The organism is Variovorax sp. KK3 (genome assembly GCF_001984055.1).
Lineage (GTDB): Bacteria > Pseudomonadota > Gammaproteobacteria > Burkholderiales > Burkholderiaceae_C > Variovorax.
The window spans coordinates 1-21,903 of record NZ_LYVO01000084.1 but is presented as its reverse complement, the minus strand read 5'-3'; the positions used below and the strand labels follow the sequence as shown (position 1 = coordinate 21,903).

Below are 21,903 nucleotides of genomic sequence, written 5' to 3'. Positions count from 1 at the left end.
CATGAAGCAGCAGATCATTTCGTTCACCGTGAACGGCGAGCCGCGCGACATCGCCGTCGCGCCCAACCGCAGCCTGCTCGACGCGCTACGCGACGAGGCCGGCCTCACCGGCACCAAGAAGGGCTGCGACGTCGGCGAGTGCGGCTCGTGCACCATCATCATGAACGGGCAACCGGTCAACGCCTGCCTGGTCCTCGCGATGGAGGCCGAGGGCAGCGAGATCACCACCGTCGAAGGCCTGCAGTCGCCCGACGGCACGCCGCACCCGCTGCAGGAATGCTTCATGCGCTGCGGCGCGGCCCAGTGCGGCTTCTGCACGCCGGGCATCCTGGTCGCGGCGAAGGCGCTGCTCGACGACAACCCTGCACCGACGGTCGACGAGATCCGTTTCGCCATCGCCGGCAACATCTGCCGCTGCACCGGCTACACCAAGATCATCGACGCGATCTCGATGGCCGCGCCGGCCGGCGAGCACGCCATGCGCGATGCACGCGGGGAGGTGACGCAATGACCGAGCGCAAGACCATCATCGGCACCAGCGTCAAGCGCTCCGACCTGCTGGCCAAGGTCAGCGGCGATGCCAAGTACGTCGCCGACATGCACCAGCCCGGGCTGCTGTATGCCCGCAGCAAGCGCAGCAACATCGCGCATGCCCGCATCGTGCGCATCGACACCAGCCGCGCGCTGGCCCTGCCCGGCGTCAAGGCGGTGCTCACGCACGAGAACGTGCCGCGCGTGCTGCATGCGGGCTCCCCGCATCCGCGTTCGGCCTCGGTCACCTGCGACCAGTACATCCTCGACGACAAGGTGCGCTACTGGGGCGAGACCGTGGCCGTGGTGGCCGCCACCAGCGAAGAGATCGCCGAGGCGGCGCTCGACCTGATCGAGGTCGAGTACGAAGCGCTCCCCGCCGTCTTCACCATCGAAGACGCCGCGCATCCCGACGCACCGCTGATCCACGACCGCGAGCCGGGCGGCAACCTGGTGCTGCCGCCGGTGGTGGTGAGCCGCGGCGACATCGAACGCGGCTTCGCCGAGGCCGACTTCGTGATCGAAGGCGAATACGAAGGCGGCCGCCCCACGCCGGCCTACATGGAGCCCAACGCCTGCATGTGCCAGTGGGACGGCAACGGCAACCTCACGGTGTGGATCTCGACGCAGACCGCCTTCATGGTGCGCGGCATCATGGCCGAGGTGCTGGGCCTGCCGCTGCACAAGGTGCGCGTGCTGGTCGACCACATGGGCGGCGGCTTCGGTGCCAAGCAGGACTTGTTTCAAAGCGAGTTCCTGTGCGCATTGCTGGCGCGCCAGACGCGCCGGCCGGTGCGCATGGAGTACACCCGCGAAGAGACCTTTCTCGGCGGCCGCACGCGGCACCCGTTCAAGCTGTGGCTCAAGCAGGGCTTCCGCAACGACGGCACGCTGGTCGCGCGGCACGCACGCGTGGTCTACAACTCGGGCGCCTACGGTTCGCACGGCCCGGGCGTGACCATCGTCGGCACCAACGCGATGACCTCGCTGTACCGCTGCGAGAACATCCAGCTCGAAGGCCGCTGCCTCTACACCAACAGCCCGATCGCCGGCGCCTTCCGCGGCTACGGCGTGGTGCAGACCTACTACGCGCTCGACATCCAGATGGACGAGGCGGCGCAGAAGCTCGGCATGGACCCGGCCGAGCTCAAGCTCAAGAACGCGGTGCGCGAAGGCGACATCGCGCCCTCGAACCATCCGCTCATCGGCCACGGCCTGCCCGACTGCATTCGCCGCGGCATGGAAGAGGTGGGCTGGGCCGCACTGCGCCGCCGGCCGCGCGACACGAAGGGCCCGCAACGCCGCGGCTGGGGCATGGGCTGCGAGATGCACGGCAGCAGCGCCTACCCCGGCATCAAGGAGCAGGGCAACGCCATCGTCAAGATGAACGAGGACGGCACGGTCGTGCTGCTCACCGGCACCGCCGGCCTCGGCACCGGCGCGCACACCGCACTGGCGCAGATCGTGGCCGAGGAACTGGGCGTGCGATTCGAGTCGGTCTCCGTCATGCACGGCGACACCGACGTGGTGCCCTGGGACATCGGCGCCTTCGCCAGCCACACGACCTACCTGGGCGGCAAGGCGGCGCAGCTCGCGGCGATCGAGATCAAGCGCCAGCTCTTCGACCGTGCTGCCGGCTTGCTCGACACCACGGCCGACCAGCTCGATTGCGCGGACGGAACGCTCCAGGTGCGCGGCACCGATCGCAGCATGAGCATCCGCGACGCCGTGGCGCCGCGCAAGGGCATCCCCGCGGCGCAGTTCGTCGGCAGCGCGACCTACCACCCGACCAAGTCGTACTCGTTCGCGGCGCACTTCGTCGAGGTCGTCGTCGACATCGAGACCGGGCAGATCACCGTGCTGCAGGTCGTGCCGGTGCACGAGATCGGCAAGGTGATCCACCCGATCGCCGCGGCCGGGCAGATCGAAGGCGGCATCCAGCAGGGCATCGGCCACACGCTGTACGAGGACTACCAGATCGACATGAAGACCGGCCGCTCGCTGAACGCCAACTTCGTCGACTACAAGATGCCGCTGTCGATGGACATGCCGTCCATTCGCACCGTCATTCTCGAAACCGCGCCCGACCCCGGCGGCCCCTTCGGCGCCAAGGGCGTAGGCGAAGACCCGATCGTCGCCATCGGCCCGGCCATCGCCAACGCCGTGTTCGACGCCATCGGCGTGCGCTTCCGCCACTACCCCATCAAGCCCGAGCAGGTGCTGCAGGCGCTGCGCGAGAAGCAGGCCGTTCATCCCGCACACCCCACACACGAAGAAGGAGTCCTCGCATGAGCCAAGACCAAGGGCAAGCCCAAGACCAAGGGCAAGACCAGGACCGCTCGCAACGGCCGGTGCCCGTCACCATCCTCACCGGCTTCCTGGGCGCAGGCAAGACCACGCTGCTCAACCACATCCTGACCGAGCGGCACGGCCATCGCATCGCGGTGATCGAGAACGAGTTCGGCGAGGTCGATGTCGACTCCGACCTGGTGCTGGCCTCGGAGGAAGAGATCTTCCAGGTGGTCAACGGCTGCATCTGCTGCGTGGTCGACGTGCGCAACGACCTGGTCAAGATCCTGCAGAAGCTCCTGGACCGCAAGGACCAGTTCGACCACATCCTGGTCGAGACCAGCGGCCTGGCGGACCCCTCGCCGGTGGCCGCCACCTTCTTCATGGACAACGAGGTCGCGAAGAAAGTGGTGCTCGACGGCGTGGTCGCGCTGGTCGATGCGCTGCACGTGCAGCCGCACCTGGACGACCCGGCGCTGGAGGACTACGACAACCAGGCCGTCACGCAGATCGTGGTGGCCGACCGCATCCTGCTCAACAAGTCGGACCTGGTGCCCGAAGCGCAGCTGCAGGACGTGGAAGGCCGCATCCGCTCGCTCAATTCGAGCGCGCCGATCCTGCGCACGGTGCAGGCGCAGGTCGACCTGTCGCTGATCCTCGGCCTGCAGTCCTTCGAGTCGGACGCGCTGTCGATGACGGACCCGCATTTCCTCGACGGTGTGCAGGGACACGATCACGATCATGAGCAAGGGCACGTCTGCGACGCCCACTGCCACCATGAGCACGGCTCCGTGCCGCCCCTCCTCGCCGCGCCGGGCCACACGCACGACCCGTCGGTCGCCTCGGTGTCCTTCACCTTCGACCGCCCCTTCGATGCAGATCGCCTCATGCACACGTTGCGAGACCTGCTCGCCATCCGCGGCGACGACATCTTCCGTGTGAAGGGCATCCTGCACGTGCAGGGCGACGACCGCCGCCACGTGCTGCAGGGCGTGCACCGCATCCTGGAACTCAAGCCGTCCTTCCCCTGGTGGGACGAAACGCCGGCCAGCAAGCTGGTCTTCATCGGCCGCCACCTGCAGGACGAAAAGCTGCGCGCGCGCCTCGAAGCCTGCCTCGCACCGCACACCCAGTTCAACGAGGCGCTGGAAGCCGCCTGAAGCGCTTCAACCCCAACGTCCGACAAGGAGACATCACCCATGATCATCGACATCAGCTGCTACCCCACCGACCAGGTCGACCTGGCCTGGTGGCACGACGGCGAGGCCTACACCGCCGAGCGCCTGCTGGAGACGATGGACGGCCCGTACTGGGTCAACGGCAAGCCGCGCCGCATCGACAAGGCCTTCATCCAGCCGCCGCAGGGCAACACCATCTACACCTGGACCGACGGCGACAAGTCGGGCCGCGAGTCCATCGACGACTACATGGCCTACACGCTCAAGTGCGTGCAGGAGCACCCCGACCGCTTCCTCGGCTGCTTCGTCTACAACCCGCGCTGCGGCGTGAAGAACAGCGTCGAGGCGATCGAGCGCTACGTCAAGGAGCATGGCTTCAAGATGGTGCAGATGCAGGCCAACATGCATGCCTACCGGCCCGACCGCGCGCTCGACTGGGTGCGGCCGGCCTTCGAGAAATGCGCCGAACTGGGCGTGCCGGTCAAGCTGCACGTGGGCGACGGTCCCTACAGCATCCCGACCGAATGGGTGCCGATGATCAAGGCCTTCCCGACCGTCAACTTCATCATGGCCCACTTCGGCGTGCAGACCGGCGGCGTGTATTGCTTCGAGCCCTTCCAGTGGGCGCAGGAGCTGCCCAACGTGTTCTGCGAATCGGGCTGGTGCCTGCAGTCGCGCATCGTCGAGTTCGCCAAGGTGCTGCACCCGAGCAAGATCATCTTCGGCTCGGACACGCCGCCCAACGAGCCCGGCATGTGGCTTCGCCTGCTGGAGGTGCTGTGCACCAACCCGCCGCAGGGCCTGAACCTCGACGAGGACACGCTCGAGGACTACCTGGGCAACAACATCGCCCGCATGGTGGGCCTGGACACCAGCTCCCCGCCGCGCAGCTTCGACGAAGCCTGCAAGCGCCTGGGCCGCAAGCTCGATCCGCAGCCCGTGATCGACCTGTACTGAACGGAAGAGAACCGAGAGAGCAACATGATCATCGACACCCATCTGCATCCCACCAACCTGGTCGACGAGGCCTGGCGCCACACCGGCACGCCCTTCAACGGCGAGCGCATGCTCAAGCTGATGGACGGGCCCTACATGATCAACGGCAAGCCGCGCCGCATCGACATGGGCTTCATCCAGCCGCCGCCCGGCAACACCGGCTACCGCGACGGCAACCGGCGCGGCCGCGAGGGCATCCGCGACTACATGGCCTACATCGCCGAGCTGACGCAGAAGTACCCCGACCGCTTCATCGGCAACTTCAACTACAACCCGCGCTGGGGCCCCGAGAACGGCGCGGCGGAGCTCGAATTCCACATCAAGGAGTACGGCTTCAAGATGATCAAGCTGCATGCCAATATGCACGGCTACCGGCCCGACCGCGCGCTCGATTGGCTGCGCCCCGCGATGAAGGTCTGCGCCAAGTACAACACCGTGGTGCTCATCCACACGGGTGACGGCCCCTTCACCATCCCGACGATGTTCTATCCGATCATCCGCGAGTTCCCGATGGTGAATTTCGTCATCGCGCACTTCGGCATCCAGACCGGCGGCAATTATTCCTTCGAGACTTTCTGGATGGCCATGGACACGCCCAACGTGTACGTCGAATCGGGCTGGTGCTTCCAGGCCCGCATCGCCGAGTTCGCGAAGGAGTTGCCGCGGCACAAGCTGGTCTTCGGCACCGACAGCCCGCCCAACGAGCCCGGCATGTGGCTGCGCGAGCTCGAGATGCTGTGCCGGCCCGCGCCGCACGGCATCGGCATCAGCGAGGAGCAACTGGAGGACTACCTGGGCAACAACATTGCGCGCCTGTGCGGCATCGAGACCACGCCGCCGCCGCGCAACCAGGAAGACGCCAAGGCGCGGCTGGCCGACACCTACGCCGGCGTGAAGAAGTAGCCCAGGGCAGGCACCGCATGACAACCCAAGCCAAGCTGCTCGAGGACACCGGCCAGGACCTGCACCGGTTCATGGCCGTGTACCGGGAGCTGTACCCCGACGACGTGCTGACGGTGCGCGAGCCCGTCGGCGCCGACCAGGACGTGACGGCGGCCGTCTGGTCGCTGGCCGCGCGGGGCCGGCATCCGGCGCTGGTGTTCGACAAGGTCGAGGGCGTCGGCGGCCCGCTGGTGACCAACCTGTTCGCCTCGCGCGAACGGGTGGGCCGCATGCTCGGCGGCGTGGCGCCGGCGGGCATCCATGCGGAATACCAGGCCCGCAGCCGCCGCATGATCGCGCCGCGCGAAGTGTCGTCGGGCGCGGTGACGCAGCGCGTGACGACGGGCGACATCGACCTGGCCGCGCTGCCGACCATCAAGCACTTCGCCACCGACCGCGGCCCCTACATCACCAACGCCATCATTTGCGCCGAAGACCGCGAGGCCGGCATCGGCAACCTGAGCTACCACCGCTCGATGGTGCATTCGCCGAGCGAGATCGCGACCAGCCTGCATTCGCGCGGCCACCTGTGGCGCATGCTGCAGGCCGCGCAGGCCAAGGGCCGGCCGCTGCAGGTCGCGATGGTGATCGGCGCACATCCGCTCTTCATGCTGGCCGGCGCCGCACGGTTGCCCTATGGCGTGGACGAGCGCGAGGTGGCCGGCGGCCTCTTCGGCGCGCCGCTGGAAGTGGTGCGCACGCCGAAGTACGGCATCGCCGTGCCCGCGCATGCCGAGTTCGTGCTCGAAGGCGTGATCGACCCCGAGGCGCGCGCCGAGGAAGGCCCCTTCGGCGAGTTCACCGGCTATTCGTCCGACCGCTCGACCAACAACCTGCTGCGGGTCGAGACGCTGATGCGCCGCAACGATGCCTGGCTGCTCGACGTGGTGGGCGGCAACTCGGCGGAGCACCTGAACCTGGGCCGCATCCCGCGCGAGTCGGAGATGGTCGAGAAGCTCAAGGAGCGCTTCCCCGGCGTGACGGCGGTGCACTACCCGAGTTCGGGCACGCACTTCCATGCCTACGTGGCGCTCAAGCAGTCGCGGCCCGGCGAGGCGCGGCAGGTGATGCTGGGCCTGCTGGGCTGGGACCCGTACCTGAAGAACGTGATCGCGGTCGACGAGGACGTGGACATCACGCGCGACGAAGAAGTGCTCTGGGCCCTGGCCACGCACTTCCAGCCGCACCTCGACGTCGTGATGGTCGAGGGCCTGCCCGGCAGCGCGCTCGACCCCTCGGCCTCGGGCGTGGGCACCACCTCGCGCATGGGGCTCGATGCGACGCGCGGCCCCAATTTCGACGGCGTGCGCGCCCGCATCGACGACGCCGCGATGGAGCGCGCTGCCGCCTTCCTGGCACGGGCCGGGGGGCGCTGAACGCCGGGAACACAGACCACGAGTCCAAGCGCCGAAGAGCCCGAACAGCCCGAGCGCCGAAGTACGACGAGAGCCACCAGAGCCGAGAGCACTACAAGATTAGGAGACAAGCACCATGACTGAATCTGCCACCGCGCGGTCCGATGCATCGTCCGTGCACCCCGTCGACGAGATCCTGCCGCTGCACAAGATGAGCACGCTGGCGCTGCAGCACGTGCTGGTGATGTACGCGGGCGCCATCGCGGTGCCGCTCATCATCGGCGGCGCGCTCAAGCTGCCCAAGGCCGACATCGCCTTCCTGATTTCGGCCGACCTGTTCTGCTGCGGGCTGGTCACCATCCTGCAATGCGTGGGCATCGGCAAGGTGGGCATCCGCCTGCCGATGATGATGGGCGTCACCTTCACGGCCATCGCGCCGATCATCACCGCGGGCTCCAACCCGGACCTCGGGCTGCGAGCGGTCTTCGGCGCGGTGATCGTGGCGGGGCTCTTCACGCTTCTCGTCGCGGGCCAGGTCGGCAAGATGGTGCGATGGTTCCCGCCGGTGGTCACGGGCACCGTGGTGCTGGTGATCGGCGTGTCGCTGATGCGCGTGGGCATCAACTGGGCGGCGGGCGGCAGCCCCACCATTCCCGGCCCGTCGGGGCCCATGCCCAACCCGAACTACGGCGTGCCGCTGCACCTGGCGATCTCGGGCGTGGTGCTGATGACCATCCTGTTGATCATCGCCACCTGCAAGGGCTTCCTGTCGAACGTGGCGGTGCTGCTGGGCATCCTGGCCGGCTTCTTCATCGCGCTGTCGATGGGGCAGGTGAGCTTCGCGGGCTTGTCCAACGCATCGTGGGTGCAGGTGATCACGCCCTTCCACTTCGGGCTGCCTACCTTCGACCTGATGACCTCGGTCACGCTGTGCGTGGTGATGATCGTGATCATGGTCGAGGGCGTGGGCCAGTTCCTCGCGCTCAGCGAAGTGGTGGAGCGCCCGCTGCACAAGGACGACATCGCACGCGGCCTGCGCGCCGACGGCGTGGGCGCGATCGTGGGCGGCGTGTTCAACACCTTCACCTACACCTCTTACGCGCAGAACATCGGCCTGGTGCAGGTCACCGGCGTGCGCAGCCGCTGGGTGTGCGCTGCCGCCGGCGTGCTGCTGATCGTGCTGGGCTGCCTGCCCAAGCTGGCCTTCCTGGCGGCGTCGATTCCGCAGTACGCACTGGGCGGCGCGGCGATCGTGATGTTCGGCATGGTGGCGGCCACCGGCATCCGCATCCTCGGCCACGTGGACTTCGTGAACAACAAGAAGAACGCGTACATCGTCGCCATCAGCCTCGCGCTGGGCATGATCCCGCTGGTGGCCGACCGCTTCTTCTCGCAGCTGCCCGAGCTGCTGGCGCGCTTCTGCCAGAACGGCATCCTGCTCGGCACGCTGACGGCCGTGGTGCTGAACCTCGTGTTCAACGCCCGCGAGCCGGCCAGCCAGTCGGCGCACGTGGTCGGCAAGGCCGCCTAGCATGAGCTTCCATCTCCGACAGGCGGCCGGTGGCTTCACCGGGCCGCAGCTGGAGCTCGCCGGTATCCGCAAGGTCTACGCCTCGGTGGTCGCCAACGACGGCATCGACCTGGTGGTGCAGCCCGGCGAGATCCACGCGATCCTCGGCGAGAACGGCGCCGGCAAGTCGACGCTGATGAAGATCATCTACGGCGTGACGGCGCCCTCGGCCGGCGAGATCCGCTGGCGCGGCGAGCGCGTGGACATCGCCAGCCCGAGCCACGCGCGCAGCCTGGGCATCGGCATGGTGTTCCAGCACTTCGTGCTGTTCGAGACGCTGACCGTGGTGCAGAACGTGGCGCTCGCGCTGCCGGGCCGGCCCGACCTGGGCGACCTGGCCCAGCGCATCGACGCGGTGGGGCGCCGCTACGGCCTGCCGGTGGATCCGCGGCGGCTCGTGCATTCGCTGTCGGTGGGCGAGCGGCAGCGCGTGGAGATCATCCGCTGCCTGCTGCAGAACCCGCGCCTGCTGATCATGGACGAGCCCACGTCGGTGCTCACGCCGCAGGCCGTGCGCAAGCTCTTCGAAACGCTGCGCCAGCTGGCCGACGAGGGCTGCAGCATCCTCTACATCAGCCACAAGCTCGACGAGGTGCGCGAGCTCTGCCACAACGCCACCGTGCTGCGCGGCGGCCGGGTCACGGGCCACTGCGTGCCGAGCCGCGAAACGCCGGCCTCGATGGCACGGATGATGATCGGCAAGGAGCTGGTGCCCTGCGGCCGCGGTACGCCGTCGGCGCCTGGCGACGTGCGGCTGGCGCTGCGCAAGCTCACGCAGCCGGCGCAACACCCGTTCGGCGTGTCGCTGCGCGACGTGTCGCTCGACGTGCGCGCGGGCGAAATCGTCGGCATTGCGGGCGTGTCGGGCAATGGCCAGCAGGAGCTGCTGCAGGCGCTGTCGGGCGAGGCGCCGCTGCCGCGCGCGGCCGGCGAATCCGTGTCGCTGGAAGGCCGGCCGGTCGGCCACCTGGGCAGCGCGGCGCGGCGTGCGCGCGGCCTCGGCTTCGTGCCCGAAGAGCGTCTGGGCCGCGGCGCGGTGCCGGCCATGAGCCTGGCCGACAACGCCTTGCTCACGGCGCATCGCCAAGGCCTCGTGCGGCACGGCCTGGTCCAGCGCGGCGCGGTGCGTGCCTTCGCGCAACGCTGCATCGACGACTTCGCCGTCAAGTGCGCCGGGCCGCAGGCGCCGGCCGATGCGCTGTCGGGTGGCAACCTGCAGAAGTTCATCGTGGGCCGCGAGCTGCTGCAGGGCCCGCGCGTGCTCGTCGCTGCGCAACCCACGTGGGGCGTCGACGTCGGCGCGGCCGCCTTCATCCGCCAGTCGCTGATCGCCTTGCGCGATGCGGGCGCGGCGGTGCTGGTGGTGTCCGAAGAACTCGACGAGCTGTTCGAGGTCTGCGACCGCATCGCGGTGATGGCGAACGGGCGCCTGTCGCCGGCCGTGCCCACCGACCAGACCGACGTGGAGACCATCGGGCTGTGGATGAGCGGCATGTGGCCCGAGTCCGGCGCGGTGCCCGCGGCGGCGCCCTTGGTCGAAGAAGAGGAGGAATGCCATGTGGCCCAGGCTTGAAGCGCGCCCCGAGGCCTCGCGGCGCATGCGGATTCTTTCGCCGCTGCTGGCCGCAGGGCTGACGCTGCTCGGTGGGCTGGTGCTGTTCGCGGCGCTCGGCACCAACCCGTTGCACGGCCTGCGCGTCTACTTCCTCCAGCCCGTGGCCGACCTCTACGGCCTCAGCGAACTGCTGCTGAAGGCCACGCCGCTGATGCTGATCGGCATCGGCCTGGCGGCCGGCTTTCGAGCGGGCGTGTGGAACATCGGTGCGGAGGGCCAGTTCATCCTGGGTGCGCTGTTCGCGACCGGCGTCGCGCTGCACGTCGGCGATGCGCCGGCTGTGTGGGCGGTGCCGGCCATGGTGGCGGCCGGTGCGATCGGCGGTGCGCTGTGGGCCGCCATCCCCGCCTGGCTGCGCACGCGCTGGGGCACCAACGAGATCCTCGTGTCGCTGATGCTCGTGTACGTGGCGCAGATGCTGGCCTCCTGGCTGGTGTACGGCCCGTGGAAGGACCCGGGTGGCTACAACTTCCCGCAGACGCGCAGCTTCGGCGAGAGCGCATTGCTGCCGCTGCTGGTCGAAGGCACGCGGCTGCACGCCGGCTTCGTGCTCGCCCTGGTGGCGCTGCTGGCGGGCTACGTGTTCCTGCAGCGCAGCTTCCTGGGCTTTCAGATGCAGGTGGCGGGGCAGGCCGAGCAGGCCGGGCGCTATGCGGGCTTTTCGGGGCGGCGCGCGATCTGGGCCGGGCTGCTGGCCGGCGGCGCGCTGGCCGGCGTGGCGGGCATGACCGAGGTGGCCGGGCCCATGGGGCAGCTCACCGCGCAGGTGTCGGCGGGCTACGGCTTCGCGGCCATCATCGTCGCCTTCGTCGGGCGGCTGCACCCGGCGGGCATCTTTCTCGCGAGCCTGCTGATGGCGCTGTTCTTCCTGGGCGGCGAACAGGCGCAGCAGCACCTGAACCTGCCCTCGTCGATCTCGAAGGTGTTCCAGGGGATGCTGCTGTTCTTCCTGCTCGCCTCGGATCTGTTCATCGGCTATCGGCTGCGCTGGGAGCGTGCCGCGTGGAAGGGGTTGTCATGGACACGTCGCTGATCGCCTCGATCGTCGCCGCCACGCTGGTGGCCGGCACGCCGCTCATCATCGTGGCGATCGGCGAGCTGATCACCGAACGCGCGGGCGTGCTCAACCTCGGTGCCGAAGGCATGATGGCCGTCGGCGCGCTGGCCGCCTTCGCCGCTGCGCACGCCGGCATGAGCCCGTGGCTCGCGGCGCCGGTGGGCATGGCCGCCGGCATCGCGATGGCGCTGCTCTTCGGATACCTCACGCTCACGATGCAGGCGAACCAGGTGGCATCGGGCCTGGCGCTCGCGATCTTCGGCGTGGGCCTGGCCGCCTTCCTGGGCAAGCCCTACGAGTCGGCGCCGCTGCCGGCCGTGCAGCCGCTGCACATTCCACTGCTGGGCGACCTGCCGCTGATCGGGCCGGCCCTGTTCCACCACCAGGCGCTGGTGTACGTGTCGTGGGGGCTGGTGGCCTTCACCGTGTGGTTCCTCGACCGCAGCCGCGCCGGCCTGGTGCTGCGCGCGGTGGGCGAGTCGCCGTCGGCGGCGCATGCGGTCGGCTACCCGGTGTTGGCGATCCGCTACGCGGCCGTCGCGTTCGGCGGTGCGATGGCCGGACTGGGCGGCGCCTTCCTGTCGGTGTTCTACACGCCGCTGTGGTCCGAAGGCATGGTGGCGGGCCGCGGCTGGATCGCGCTGGCGCTGGTCGTCTTCGCCACCTGGCGGCCGCTGCGCGTGATGCTGGGCGCCTACCTGTTCGGCGGCGTGCTGGTGTCGCAGCTCTTCGTGCAGGGCGCCGGGCTGCGCATCGAGATTCCGGCGCAGCTGCTGTCGGCGCTGCCGTACCTCGCGACCATCGGCGTGCTGGTGCTGATCTCGCGCAACCCTGCCGCGATCCGGCTGAACTCGCCGGCTTCGCTGGGCCGGGCCTTCCGGCCGGAACGCTGACCCTCGCCATTTTCATAACCATGACGGAGACAAGATGACATACGCAATCTCGATGAAGGCGCGCCGCACTGCCGCTGCGTTGGCCGCCGGCCTGCTGACCGCGCTGGCCGCCACCGCACAGACGACGGAGCCGCTGCACACCTGCTTCCTCTACTCCAACCCCATCGGTGAAAGTGGCTGGACCTACCAGCACGAGCTGGCGCGTAAGGAACTCGTCGCGGCCATGGGCAACAAGATCACGACCAAGTACGTGGAGAACATCGCCGAGGGCCCCGACGCCGAGCGTGTGATCCGGAACTTCGTGCAGGAAGGCTGCAAGCTGATCTTCACGCCGTCCTTCGGCTTCATGGAGCCCACCCTCAAGGTGGCGCGCACCGCACCCAAGGTGATCTTCATGAACGGCACCGGCTACAAGACCGCGCCCAACCTCGGCGTGTACAACGCGCGCTATTACGAGGGCCGCTACATCGAAGGCGTGATCGCGGGTTCGATGAGCAAGAGCGGCACCGTCGGCTACGTCGGCGCCTTCCCCATCCCAGAGGTGCTGCAAGGCGTCAACGCCTTCGCGCAGGGCATGCGCAGCGTCAATCCCAAGGCGCAGCTGCGGCTCGTGTGGGTCAATGCGTGGTACGACCCCGGCAAGGAACGTGATGCGGCCAATGCGCTCATCAAGCTCGGCGTCGACACGCTGGCCTATGCGACCTCGGGCGTGTCGATCGTCACCACGGGTGAAGAGAAGGGCATCTACACGCTCGGCTACTACTCCGACATGTCGCGCTTCGGCCCCAAGACCAACCTGACGTCGGTGGTGCAGAACTGGGGCGGCTACTACATCAAGGTCGTCGAGGACGTGCTGGCCGGCCGCTGGAAGTCCGACAACGTGGTCGGCGGCTTGCGCGAAGGAATGATCAAGATGGCGCCGCTCAACGCCGCCGTGCCGGCCGACCTGCGCGAGAGGGTGGGCAAGCTCGAGAAGGACATCGCCGAAGGCCGCCTGCATCCCTTCGCCGGGCCCGTGCTCGATCAGGAAGGCAAGGTGCGCGTCGCGGCCGGGCAGACCATCTCCGGTGCCGACCTGGCCAACATGAACTACCTGGTGCAGGGTGTCGAAGGCCTGTTGCCCAAGCCATGAGGTCGAGCCTGCTTATACGACATGCGCAGGCGGTGTTCACCGGCCTGCGCGGCGCCGACGCGCGCAGTGCGGCCACCGACCTGCGCATCGCCAATGGCACCATCGTCGAGATGGGCCGCGGCCTGCAGGCGCAGGCAGGCGAGCCCGTGCTCGATGCGAGCGACTGCGTGGTCTACCCGGGCTGGGTCAACACGCATCACCACCTGTTCCAGTCGCTGCTCAAGGGCGTGCCCGCCGGCATCGACGCCACGCTGAGCCCCTGGCTTCAGGCCGTGCCCTTCGCCTTTCGGCGCGGCTTCGACGAGCGGCGGCTGCGCATCGCCGCGCGCATCGGGCTGGTCGAACTGCTGCGCTCGGGCTGCACCACCGTGGCCGACCATCACTACCTGTTCCAGGCCGGCGCCGACCATGACGCGGCCGCCGTGCTGTTCGAGGAAGCCGAGGCGCTGGGCATGCGCTTCATGCTGCTGCGCGGCGGCGCCACCGTCACGCGCAAGCTCGAGGACAGCGACCGCCTGATCCAGCCGCCCGAAACGCTCGACCAGATGCTCGCCGCCATCGAGCGGACCGCCGCGCGTTTTCACCAAGCCGGCCCGGGCGCACGCCGCCGCGTGGCCATGGCGCCGACCTCGGTGCATGTCTCGCTGCCGCGAGAACAACTCAAGGAGGTGGCGCGCGCGGCCCGCGCCATGGGGCTGCCGCTGCACAGCCACATGTCGGAATCGGTGGCCTACATCGAGTACTGCCGCGAGATGCATCGCTGCCTGCCGATCGAGTACCTCGCCGACAACGAATGGCTGGGCCCCGACGTCTTCCTCGCGCACCTCGTGCACCTGTCGCCGGGCGAGATGAAGATGCTGGGCGACACCGGCACCGGCATCGCGCACTGCCCGCAGAGCAATGCACGCCTGGCCGACGGCATCGCGCCGGCGCCGGCACTGGATCGGCTGGGCGTGCCCATTTCGATCGGCGTCGACGGCGCTGCGTCCAACGAGGCGGCCGACATGATCAGCGAACTGCACTTCACCTGGCTGCTGCACCGCGCCCAGGCCGGGGCGCTGACCCGTCCGCGGCCCGAAGGCGAAGGCGAGGCCGGCGCCGACACCGTGACGGTCGAGCAGGTCGTGCACTGGGCGACGGCCGGTGGTGCCGGCGTGCTGGGCTTCGAGGGCGTGGGCACGCTGCAGGTCGGGCAGGCCGCCGACATGGCGGTGTACGAGCTCGACGACCCGCGCTACTTCGGCCTGCACGACCCCGCGATCGGCCCGATCGTGAGCGGCGGGCGGCCGCGGCTGCGCTTGGCGTTGTGCGGGGGGGAGGTGGTGGTGGAAGACGATGCCATTCCAGGGCTGGACCTGGCGGCGCTGCGCGCGCAGGCGCGCGACGAGGTGAAGGCGCTGTTGCGCGCCGGTTGATGCCGTGCCGTGCGGCACTGCCGGAATGCCAACTATTGCACGCTTGAAGCTCGGGCCTCGCAACCTCGTCCCGGCGCCATAGGGTCTGACCCGTACGATCGCTTCGATTCCCCATGGGTCGGAGCCGACGTGCGATGCACCGCCGCGCTCGCCGTGGGGACACAAAAAAATCACCAGTGGCATTTCATGTCACGCCCCCGGAGCGAGGACCCCATGGACCCCATCGTCGGCCAACTGCTGTCTGCGCGCTATGACGCGGGCGCTGTCGCGCTGTCGTACGTCATCTCTTTTTTCGGCTCGCTGCTGGCGCTGCTGAGCGCGCACAAGCTGGTGCGGCGCGACGGCACGCTCGACGTGTCGATGCTGGCCTGCGGCGCGGTGGCGCTGGGCGGCATCGGCATCTGGTCGATGCACTTCATCGGCATGGTGGCCTACCGGCTGCCGGTGCCGGTCGCCTACGACGTTCCGCTCACGGTGCTGTCGCTGGTCGCCGCCATCGGCATCTCCGCCATCGCGCTGTACCTGGCCGGCGGCCGGCGATTCACGCGCGGCGGTTGGCTCGCGGGGAGCCTCATCGCGGGTGTCGGCGTCTGCGTGATGCACTACATCGGCATGTTCGCGATGAACATGCGCGCGAGCCTGGCGTTCGATCCGTTGATCGTGGCGGCGTCGGTCGCGATCGCCATCGGCGCGGCGGCAGCGGCGCTGTGGCTCGCCTTCAACCTCACGGAGTTGGCGCACCAGTTCATCGCGGCGGCCGTGATGGGGCTGGCCGTGTGCGCGATGCATTACACCGGCATGGGCGCCGCCACCCTGGTCTGCACCAGCGCCGCGCCCAGGGCCGCTTACCTGGTGGGCGACGGCAACATGGGCCTCGCCGTCTTCAACATCGCGTCGGTGGCGCTGATCTTCATCTTCAGCCGCATCGAACTCGACGACTGGCTCGACAACCTGATGGCCAAGGGGCGCAGCGCTGCGCAGCCCGGCCAGGGCACGCGACCGGCGCCATTGGGCCCGCCGCGGTCCTGAAGCGGAGAGCGCACTACTTCAGCGTGAAGCGCGCCGTCCCCAGCGTCTTGCCCGCATTCGTCACCACCGCGACCGCCTTGGTCCCGGGGCCGACCTTGAAGGCGCCCTTCGCCTCCAGCATGCCTGCTGCAGGCTTCAGTTCGACCTCCTGCTTCTCCTTGCCGCTCAGCAGCGTCAGCTTGGCCGACGCCTTCGACACGTCGAGCGGCTTGCCGTGGTCGTTCACGTAGAGCTGAATGGCTTCGGGTTTGGCGACCAGTTCGTAGTCGGCTTCCTTGCCCGCGGCCACGATGCCGCCGTGCTTGGCCGAATGGTCGTCGGTGGGCCCGTGTGCGTAGGCGGGCATGGAGGCTGCCGCAGCAGCCAGTGCGGCGATGAGGAGGATCTTCTTCATGTGCATGCTTTCTATCCGTGTTGAAAGGGTTGAAAGGGTGGAGAGGGTTGAGACAGGAACGAACATCAAAGCGCTTCCGCGGACTTCGACTCCATCAGCCGCTCCGCATCCTTGCGGCCGAACAGCCAGAACATCGCGGGCGTCAGGAAGGTGTCGAGCAGCGTCGAGCTGATGAGGCCGGAGAAGATGACGACCGCCACCGGGTGCAGCACCTCGGTGCCGGGCTGCTCGGCTTCGAACAGCAGCGGCGCCAGCGCGAAGGCCGTGACCAGTGCCGTCATCAGCACCGGCGCCAGCCGCTCGAGCGAGCCACGCACGATCATCCTGTGATCGAAGGCCTCGCCTTCGAGCCGCATCAGGTTGATGTAGTGGCTGACCTTCAGGATGCCGTTGCGCACCGAGATGCCGGCGAGCGTGATGAAGCCCACCAGCGCCGCGACCGACAGCGGCTGGCCCGACAGCCACAGGCCGACGACGGCACCCACCAGCGCCAGCGGGATGTTGGCCATGATCAAGAGCGACAGCCGCGTCGACTGGTAGCGGCTGTACAGCACCACGAACATCAGCGTCAGCGACACCAGCGACAGCAGGCCGACCAGGCGTGAGGCTTCCTCCTGCGCCTGGAACTGCCCGCCGAGCGTGATGAAGTAGCCCTCGGGCAGCTTCGTCTCGGCGACGACGCGCCGCATGTCGGTCACGATGTCGGAGAGCGCGCGGCCCTGTGCGTTGGCGGACAGCACGATGCGGCGCTTGCCGTCGTCGCGGCTGATCTGGTTCGGCCCGTCGCTGTCTTCGATGGTCGCGAGCTTCGACAAGGGCACGCGACCCGAGGGCGTTTCGATCAGGATGTTCTGCAGGCCATCGGCCGAGCGCGCCTCTTCGGGCAGCTTGACCACCAGCGCGAAGCGGCGGCCGCCTTCGACGATCTGGGTGATCTTCTCGCCTTCGACCAGGCTCTGCAGCGTCGCGAGCACCTGCGGTGCCGGCACGCCGTACTGTGCGGCTGCCGCGTAGTCGATGCGCACCTTGATCTGCGGCGCCAGCACCTGCTTCTCGATCTCGAGGTCGGCGATGCCCGCGATGCCGGCGAGCCGCGCGCGCAACGCGTCGGCCTGGCCGCGCAGCGTGTCGAGGTCTTCGCCAAAGATCTTGATGGCGATCTGTGAACGCACGCCGCTCAGCATGTGGTCGATGCGGTGAGAGATCGGTTGGCCGATCGAGATGGCGGCCGGCAGGTTCGCGAGTCGAGTGCGGATGTCGGCGGAAATCTCGCCCATCGAGCGCGTCAGTTCGCCCGTGGGCTTCAACCCCACGTCGAGCTCGCTGACGTGCACGCCCTCGGCATGTTCGTCGAGTTCGGCACGTCCGCTGCGCCGCCCGACGTGCGTGACTTCCGGCACCTGCTTGACGAGCACTTCGGCCTGCCGCGCGAGCGCGGCCGATTCGGACAGCGTCACGCCGGGGTTCAGCCGCATGCCGATCAGCAGGGTGCCTTCGTTGAAGGGCGGCAGGAAGGTGGTCGGAAAGAAAGGCACGGCTGCCATCGCGACGAGCACCGCCAGCCCGCCGGCGACCAATGCCGCCTTCGGCCGGTCGAGCACCTTCTGCAACCCGCTCGCATAGTGCCGCTTGAGCCAGGCCAGCAGCTTCGTGTCGCCATGGTCCAGCGACTTCATGCGCGGCAGCAGGTAGTACGACAGCACCGGCGTGACGGTCACCGACACCACCAGGCTGGCCAGCGTCGAGACGATGAAGGCGATGCCGAGCGGAATGAAGAGCCGGCCTTCCATGCCCGGCAGCGCGAAGAGCGGCACGAACACGAGCACGATGATGATCGTGGCGTAGAGGATGGCCGAGCGCACTTCCATGGTCGCGTGCGCCACCAGTTCGACGGGATGCAGGCGATGCTCGGGATGCTTCGCGCGGTTCTCCTTCAACCGGCGCAGCACGTTCTCGACGCCCACCACCGCATCGTCGACCAGCCCGCCGATCGCGATGGCCAGGCCGCCCAGGGTCATGGTGTTGATCGACAGCCCGAAGTACTTGAAGACCAGCGCCGTCATGAAGATCGACACCGGGATCGCCGTCAGCGCGATGGCCGTGGGCCGCAGCGTGCCGAGAAAGAAGAACAGGATCGCCGCCACGAATACCGAGGCGCCGATCAGCTTCATCTGCAGGTTGTCGATGGAGGCCTCGATGAAGCTGGCCTGCCGGAAGGTGACGCGCGGCGCCTCCATGCCGGCCGGCAGCGAGGCCTTCATGGATGCGAGCGCGTCTTCGATCGAACGCGTGAGCCCGATCGTGTCGGCGGTCGGCTGCTTCTGGATGCCCAGGATCACGGCCGGCTTGCCCTCGAAGCCCGCGTCGCCGCGCTTGATGGCGGGCGCGAAGCTCACCTCGGCGATCTGGCGCATCAATATCGGCTGGCCGTTGCGGGCCGTCAGCGCCAGGTTCTTGAGATCGTCGAGCAGCGAGGTGCGGCCCAGGTGGCGGATCAGGTATTCGCGGCCGTTGAGTTCCAGGAAGCCGCCCGAGGTGTTCGCGGCGTAGCCCTTGAGCGCCGCCTCCAGCTGCTCGTGCGTGATGCCGAGCGCCGCCATGCGCGTGGTGTCGGGCTGCACCTGGAACTGCCGCACCTCGCCACCGATCGGGATCACCTGGGCCACGCCCGGCACGGCCATCAGGCGCGGCCGGAGCACCCAGTCGGCGTACTCCCGCACTGCCATCGGCGACATCTTCGCCGTGTCGACCGGAATCGCGATCTGCATGATCTCGCCCATGATCGAACTGATGGGCCCCATGCGCGGCACGACGCCGGCGGCGATGCCTTCCTCCATCGACGCCAGGCGCTCCGACACCATCTGCCGCGCGCGGAAGATGTCGGTGCTCCAGTCGAAGGTCACGTACACGAAGGAGAGCCCGGACGAGGACACGGAACGCACCGTCTCCACGCCGGGCAGGCCGTTCATCGTCGTTTCCAGCGGAAAGGTGATGAGCTGCTCGACCTCTTCGGCGGCCATGCCGCCGGCCTCCGTCATCACGGTGACGGTGGGCTTGTTGAGGTCCGGAAACACGTCGACGGGCGTGCGCGACAAAGTCCATGCGCCATAGCCCATCAGCACCACGCTGGCGATGAGCACCAGCAATCGATTCGACAGGCTGCTGCCGAGTAACCACTTGAACATGCGTGGCCCCTTCAGCGAACCTGGTTGATCAGCGTGGCACCCTGCGTGGCGACACGGTCACCGGCCTTCAGGCCGGAGGTGACGGCGACGTTCACGCCGTCCAGCGGCTCGGCGGTCACCACGCGCGCTTCGAACTTCTCCGGCGCCGTCTTGACCCAGACGATGGTCTGGTTGGCGGGGTTCTTCATCAACGAGGCCGCCGGCACGGCGATGCCCCGGGTGCTGGCGCGCGTCTGCACGAAAACCTTGACCGGCTGCCCCACGGCGAGCCGCGCCAGCGCGTCGTGCCGTGTGCGGAAGGTCAAGGGCAGGGCCTGCTCGCGCAGCGAGCGGGCGGCGCCGATGAACTCGAGCGGCACGCGGTCCTTGCCGAGCGCGAGGCTGGCCTGTGCGACGTTCGCGCCCAGTTCGGTGTCGAAGGCCAGCGCCTCGATGTGGAGCCGCGACGGATCGACGATCTCGTAGATCAGCTCACGCGCATCGACCACCTGGCCCGCGACCGCCTGCGCGCTTGCGATGACGCCGGACACGGGTGCCACCAGCGCTTCGCGATTCGACAGGCCGCCGCCGATGGCGGAGGCGCGCGCCGCGAGGCTCTGCACTTCGGACTCGACGGCATCGATCTCCTTGCGTGGCACCGTGTCGCTGAGTTCCTTGAGGCGGGCGAGGCGTCGCTGGGCCAGCGCCTGCGCCGCACGGATCTCGGCGAGTTGCGCGGCCTGGTTCGAACGTTCGATCGGCGCCGCCGACGGCGCGACGTAGGCCAGCACGTCGCCCTTGCGCACGGCCTGGCCGGGCGAGGGCAGGCCCTTCGATCCGGCTTCGAGGCGGCCGGCCGTCGTCGCCTGCACCTTGCCGCCGGCGTTCGGGTCCATCACCACCTTGCCGGACAGCTCGACGGTGCGGGCGAGTTCGCCTTCTTGCGAAACGATCGTGCGAACCGCCAACTGCCGCTGCGCGGCCTTGGGCAGGAACACGCTGCCGTCCGGTTGCCGGCTCGGGCCGTTGGTATTGGCGGCAGAAGCGGCGGGCCCATGGTCATGCCCGTGGTCGCCGGCGGCCCACGCGATCGATGTGAGCGATGTGAGCGAAGTGGCCGTTGCCGCACCCAGCAGGAGCGTGAAGAGAGCGCTGCGCATCATGCTGCACCTCCGAGGCGACGACGTGCGGCGCCGCGGCGGCCGAGCCAGGCGAGGGCGAGTGCGGCAAGGGCTGCCGCGGCGATCCAGCCCGCCATGGGCTTCCATCGACTCGTCGTGGCGGCATCGGCGTGCGCTTCTTCATGCACGTCCAGTTCGCCGGCCAGGATGTCGGTTTCGTCGCCCGCGACCACCGTCGCCGTGACGGGCACCAGGCCGGCCTTGAGTTCCTGCGCGAGCGTGCCTTCGAATTCGCCCTCGCCATGCGCCTCGAGCGCGACGGCGGCACCGCCCACGTCGAGCTGGATGCTGGCGCCCTTCACCGGTGCGTTGTCGGCGAAGCGATCGAGGTAGATGGTGAGCTGCTTGCCGTTCACCACGCCCACCAGCTCGAAGAGTTCGGAGACGGCGGCGAAGCGGGGCAGTGCGGGCCCGCTGGCTGCGGACGGCGGTGCGTCGTGGCTGTGGCCTTCGTCGGCGACGGCAGGTGCGACGAAAAGGGCCGTATGCAGTACCAGTGCCGCGGCAAAGAGTCGTTTGAACATTCGTTGATCCTTGATTCAGTCGGGCAAGAGGCCCAGTGCCTGCCGCAGCTTCGAGACCGCGGCATCGACGTCGAGCCGGCTGCGCGCAGCCTGGCGCTCGGCCTCGAAGGTTTCGAGTTCGGTGCGCAGTCGGGTCGGCAGGTCCGACTCGCCGAGGCGGAAGGACTTCTCGAAGAAGCCCCTGGACTCGCGGGCCAGCACGGCGCGGCGTTCGGCGGAAGCCTGCACGGCTTCGAGCGAGCGCAGCGTGGCCTGGGCCGCATCGACCTGCGCTCGCGTGCGCTGCGCTTCGAGCGTCAGTTGCGTTTCGGCTTCGACGAGTTCGGCGCTCGCGGTCGCGATCTTCGAATCGCTCGCGCTCGATCGGCCCAGCGGCACGCGGATGCCCAGCACCACGCTCTGCCCGAATCGCTCGCCGAGGCCGTCGCGCTCGCGCACCGCGCCGATCGTCAGCTCCGGGTTGGCGCGGGTCTGCACGCCCGCAAGGTCGCGCTGCGTGCGCGCGACTTCGGCCTTCGATGTCAGCTCACGCAGGAGCGGGTGGATGTCCTCGGCCAGCGACGCGGGCGGGCGGGACTCGTGGCGGGCTGGCGCCTCCAGCGCCGGCTCGGGCAGGCCGGTCAGCGCCTTCCATGCAG

The 21,903-nt window shown here is 68.7% G+C and carries 18 protein-coding genes; 13 read left to right on the top strand and 5 right to left on the bottom strand.

The window, feature by feature from the left end:
• The first annotated feature begins 1 nt into the window (after window position 1).
• The 13 genes from B0W80_RS28630 to B0W80_RS28570 all read left to right on the top strand — a co-directional run bounded on the left by B0W80_RS28630 (window position 2) and on the right by B0W80_RS28570 (window position 16,002).
• Complete coding sequence (locus tag B0W80_RS28630) at window positions 2–511, top strand: (2Fe-2S)-binding protein (RefSeq protein ID WP_077002559.1); 510 nt, start codon at window positions 2–4, stop codon at window positions 509–511.
• A complete protein-coding gene (locus B0W80_RS28625; RefSeq protein ID WP_077002549.1) occupies window positions 508–2,823 on the top strand; it encodes a xanthine dehydrogenase family protein molybdopterin-binding subunit in 2,316 nt (771 codons plus the stop codon). Before B0W80_RS28630 ends, B0W80_RS28625 begins: the two co-directional genes overlap by 4 nt.
• Complete coding sequence (locus B0W80_RS28620) at window positions 2,820–3,980, top strand: GTP-binding protein (protein WP_077002548.1); 1,161 nt, start codon at window positions 2,820–2,822, stop codon at window positions 3,978–3,980. The genes B0W80_RS28625 and B0W80_RS28620 overlap by 4 nt, the downstream gene beginning before the upstream one ends.
• A gap of 39 nt (window positions 3,981–4,019) precedes the next feature.
• On the top strand, window positions 4,020–4,955 hold the full coding sequence (locus tag B0W80_RS28615; RefSeq protein ID WP_077002547.1) for an amidohydrolase family protein: 936 nt from the start codon (window positions 4,020–4,022) through the stop codon (window positions 4,953–4,955).
• Window positions 4,956–4,979: 24 nt separating this feature from the next.
• Window positions 4,980–5,897 carry an amidohydrolase family protein gene (locus B0W80_RS28610; RefSeq protein ID WP_077002546.1) on the top strand — a complete coding sequence of 306 codons (918 nt, stop codon included), beginning with the start codon at window positions 4,980–4,982 and terminating at the stop codon, window positions 5,895–5,897.
• A 17-nt stretch (window positions 5,898–5,914) separates the two neighbouring features.
• A complete protein-coding gene (locus tag B0W80_RS28605; protein WP_077002545.1) occupies window positions 5,915–7,312 on the top strand; it encodes a UbiD family decarboxylase in 1,398 nt (465 codons plus the stop codon).
• Window positions 7,313–7,427: 115 nt separating this feature from the next.
• Window positions 7,428–8,822: a nucleobase:cation symporter-2 family protein gene (locus B0W80_RS28600; RefSeq protein ID WP_077002544.1), complete on the top strand. Its 1,395-nt coding sequence runs from the start codon at window positions 7,428–7,430 to the stop codon at window positions 8,820–8,822.
• A 1-nt stretch (window position 8,823) separates the two neighbouring features.
• Entirely contained in the window at window positions 8,824–10,434 is a 1,611-nt protein-coding gene (locus tag B0W80_RS28595) for an ABC transporter ATP-binding protein (RefSeq protein WP_077002543.1), read from the top strand.
• Window positions 10,418–11,509 carry an ABC transporter permease gene (locus tag B0W80_RS28590; protein WP_077002542.1) on the top strand — a complete coding sequence of 364 codons (1,092 nt, stop codon included), beginning with the start codon at window positions 10,418–10,420 and terminating at the stop codon, window positions 11,507–11,509. Before B0W80_RS28595 ends, B0W80_RS28590 begins: the two co-directional genes overlap by 17 nt.
• Window positions 11,494–12,426, top strand: a complete 933-nt coding sequence (locus B0W80_RS28585) for an ABC transporter permease (RefSeq protein ID WP_077002541.1) — start codon at window positions 11,494–11,496, stop codon at window positions 12,424–12,426. Before B0W80_RS28590 ends, B0W80_RS28585 begins: the two co-directional genes overlap by 16 nt.
• A gap of 34 nt (window positions 12,427–12,460) precedes the next feature.
• Window positions 12,461–13,558 (top strand): BMP family ABC transporter substrate-binding protein, encoded by a 1,098-nt coding sequence (locus B0W80_RS28580; RefSeq protein ID WP_256856709.1) that lies wholly within the window; start codon window positions 12,461–12,463, stop codon window positions 13,556–13,558.
• On the top strand, window positions 13,555–14,973 hold the full coding sequence (locus tag B0W80_RS28575; RefSeq protein WP_077002539.1) for an amidohydrolase family protein: 1,419 nt from the start codon (window positions 13,555–13,557) through the stop codon (window positions 14,971–14,973). Before B0W80_RS28580 ends, B0W80_RS28575 begins: the two co-directional genes overlap by 4 nt.
• Window positions 14,974–15,186: 213 nt before the next feature.
• A complete protein-coding gene (locus B0W80_RS28570; protein WP_077002538.1) occupies window positions 15,187–16,002 on the top strand; it encodes an MHYT domain-containing protein in 816 nt (271 codons plus the stop codon).
• A 13-nt stretch (window positions 16,003–16,015) separates the two neighbouring features.
• Here B0W80_RS28570 and B0W80_RS28565 read toward each other — a convergent pair whose 3' ends face one another.
• The 5 genes from B0W80_RS28565 to B0W80_RS28545 form a co-directional block, all read right to left on the bottom strand.
• Entirely contained in the window at window positions 16,016–16,396 is a 381-nt protein-coding gene (locus B0W80_RS28565; RefSeq protein WP_218668962.1) for a hypothetical protein, read from the bottom strand.
• A 65-nt stretch (window positions 16,397–16,461) separates the two neighbouring features.
• Entirely contained in the window at window positions 16,462–19,581 is a 3,120-nt protein-coding gene (locus B0W80_RS28560; protein WP_077002536.1) for an efflux RND transporter permease subunit, read from the bottom strand.
• An 11-nt stretch (window positions 19,582–19,592) separates the two neighbouring features.
• Window positions 19,593–20,720: an HlyD family efflux transporter periplasmic adaptor subunit gene (locus B0W80_RS28555; RefSeq protein ID WP_077002558.1), complete on the bottom strand. Its 1,128-nt coding sequence runs from the start codon at window positions 20,718–20,720 to the stop codon at window positions 19,593–19,595.
• Entirely contained in the window at window positions 20,720–21,265 is a 546-nt protein-coding gene (locus tag B0W80_RS28550; RefSeq protein WP_077002535.1) for a hypothetical protein, read from the bottom strand. Before B0W80_RS28550 ends, B0W80_RS28555 begins: the two co-directional genes overlap by 1 nt.
• Window positions 21,266–21,280: 15 nt before the next feature.
• On the bottom strand, window positions 21,281–21,903 hold a 623-nt coding region (locus B0W80_RS28545), incomplete at its 5' end, for a TolC family protein (protein ID WP_143684818.1).

What these genes read in the sequence shown, in the direction of transcription:
- B0W80_RS28610 (WP_077002546.1), top strand. Translation starts at nt 4,980, where the DNA reads ATGATCATCGACACCCATCTGCATCCCACCAACCTGGTCGACGAGGCC.
- B0W80_RS28565 (WP_218668962.1), bottom strand. Translation starts at nt 16,396, where the DNA reads ATGAAGAAGATCCTCCTCATCGCCGCACTGGCTGCTGCGGCAGCCTCC.
- B0W80_RS28620 (WP_077002548.1), top strand. Translation starts at nt 2,820, where the DNA reads ATGAGCCAAGACCAAGGGCAAGCCCAAGACCAAGGGCAAGACCAGGAC.
- B0W80_RS28550 (WP_077002535.1), bottom strand. Translation starts at nt 21,265, where the DNA reads ATGTTCAAACGACTCTTTGCCGCGGCACTGGTACTGCATACGGCCCTT.
- B0W80_RS28585 (WP_077002541.1), top strand. Translation starts at nt 11,494, where the DNA reads ATGGACACGTCGCTGATCGCCTCGATCGTCGCCGCCACGCTGGTGGCC.
- B0W80_RS28575 (WP_077002539.1), top strand. Translation starts at nt 13,555, where the DNA reads ATGAGGTCGAGCCTGCTTATACGACATGCGCAGGCGGTGTTCACCGGC.
- B0W80_RS28625 (WP_077002549.1), top strand. Translation starts at nt 508, where the DNA reads ATGACCGAGCGCAAGACCATCATCGGCACCAGCGTCAAGCGCTCCGAC.
- B0W80_RS28570 (WP_077002538.1), top strand. Translation starts at nt 15,187, where the DNA reads ATGGACCCCATCGTCGGCCAACTGCTGTCTGCGCGCTATGACGCGGGC.
- B0W80_RS28595 (WP_077002543.1), top strand. Translation starts at nt 8,824, where the DNA reads ATGAGCTTCCATCTCCGACAGGCGGCCGGTGGCTTCACCGGGCCGCAG.
- B0W80_RS28590 (WP_077002542.1), top strand. Translation starts at nt 10,418, where the DNA reads ATGTGGCCCAGGCTTGAAGCGCGCCCCGAGGCCTCGCGGCGCATGCGG.
- B0W80_RS28615 (WP_077002547.1), top strand. Translation starts at nt 4,020, where the DNA reads ATGATCATCGACATCAGCTGCTACCCCACCGACCAGGTCGACCTGGCC.
- B0W80_RS28580 (WP_256856709.1), top strand. Translation starts at nt 12,461, where the DNA reads ATGACATACGCAATCTCGATGAAGGCGCGCCGCACTGCCGCTGCGTTG.
- B0W80_RS28555 (WP_077002558.1), bottom strand. Translation starts at nt 20,720, where the DNA reads ATGCGCAGCGCTCTCTTCACGCTCCTGCTGGGTGCGGCAACGGCCACT.
- B0W80_RS28630 (WP_077002559.1), top strand. Translation starts at nt 2, where the DNA reads ATGAAGCAGCAGATCATTTCGTTCACCGTGAACGGCGAGCCGCGCGAC.
- B0W80_RS28605 (WP_077002545.1), top strand. Translation starts at nt 5,915, where the DNA reads ATGACAACCCAAGCCAAGCTGCTCGAGGACACCGGCCAGGACCTGCAC.
- B0W80_RS28600 (WP_077002544.1), top strand. Translation starts at nt 7,428, where the DNA reads ATGACTGAATCTGCCACCGCGCGGTCCGATGCATCGTCCGTGCACCCC.
- B0W80_RS28560 (WP_077002536.1), bottom strand. Translation starts at nt 19,581, where the DNA reads ATGTTCAAGTGGTTACTCGGCAGCAGCCTGTCGAATCGATTGCTGGTG.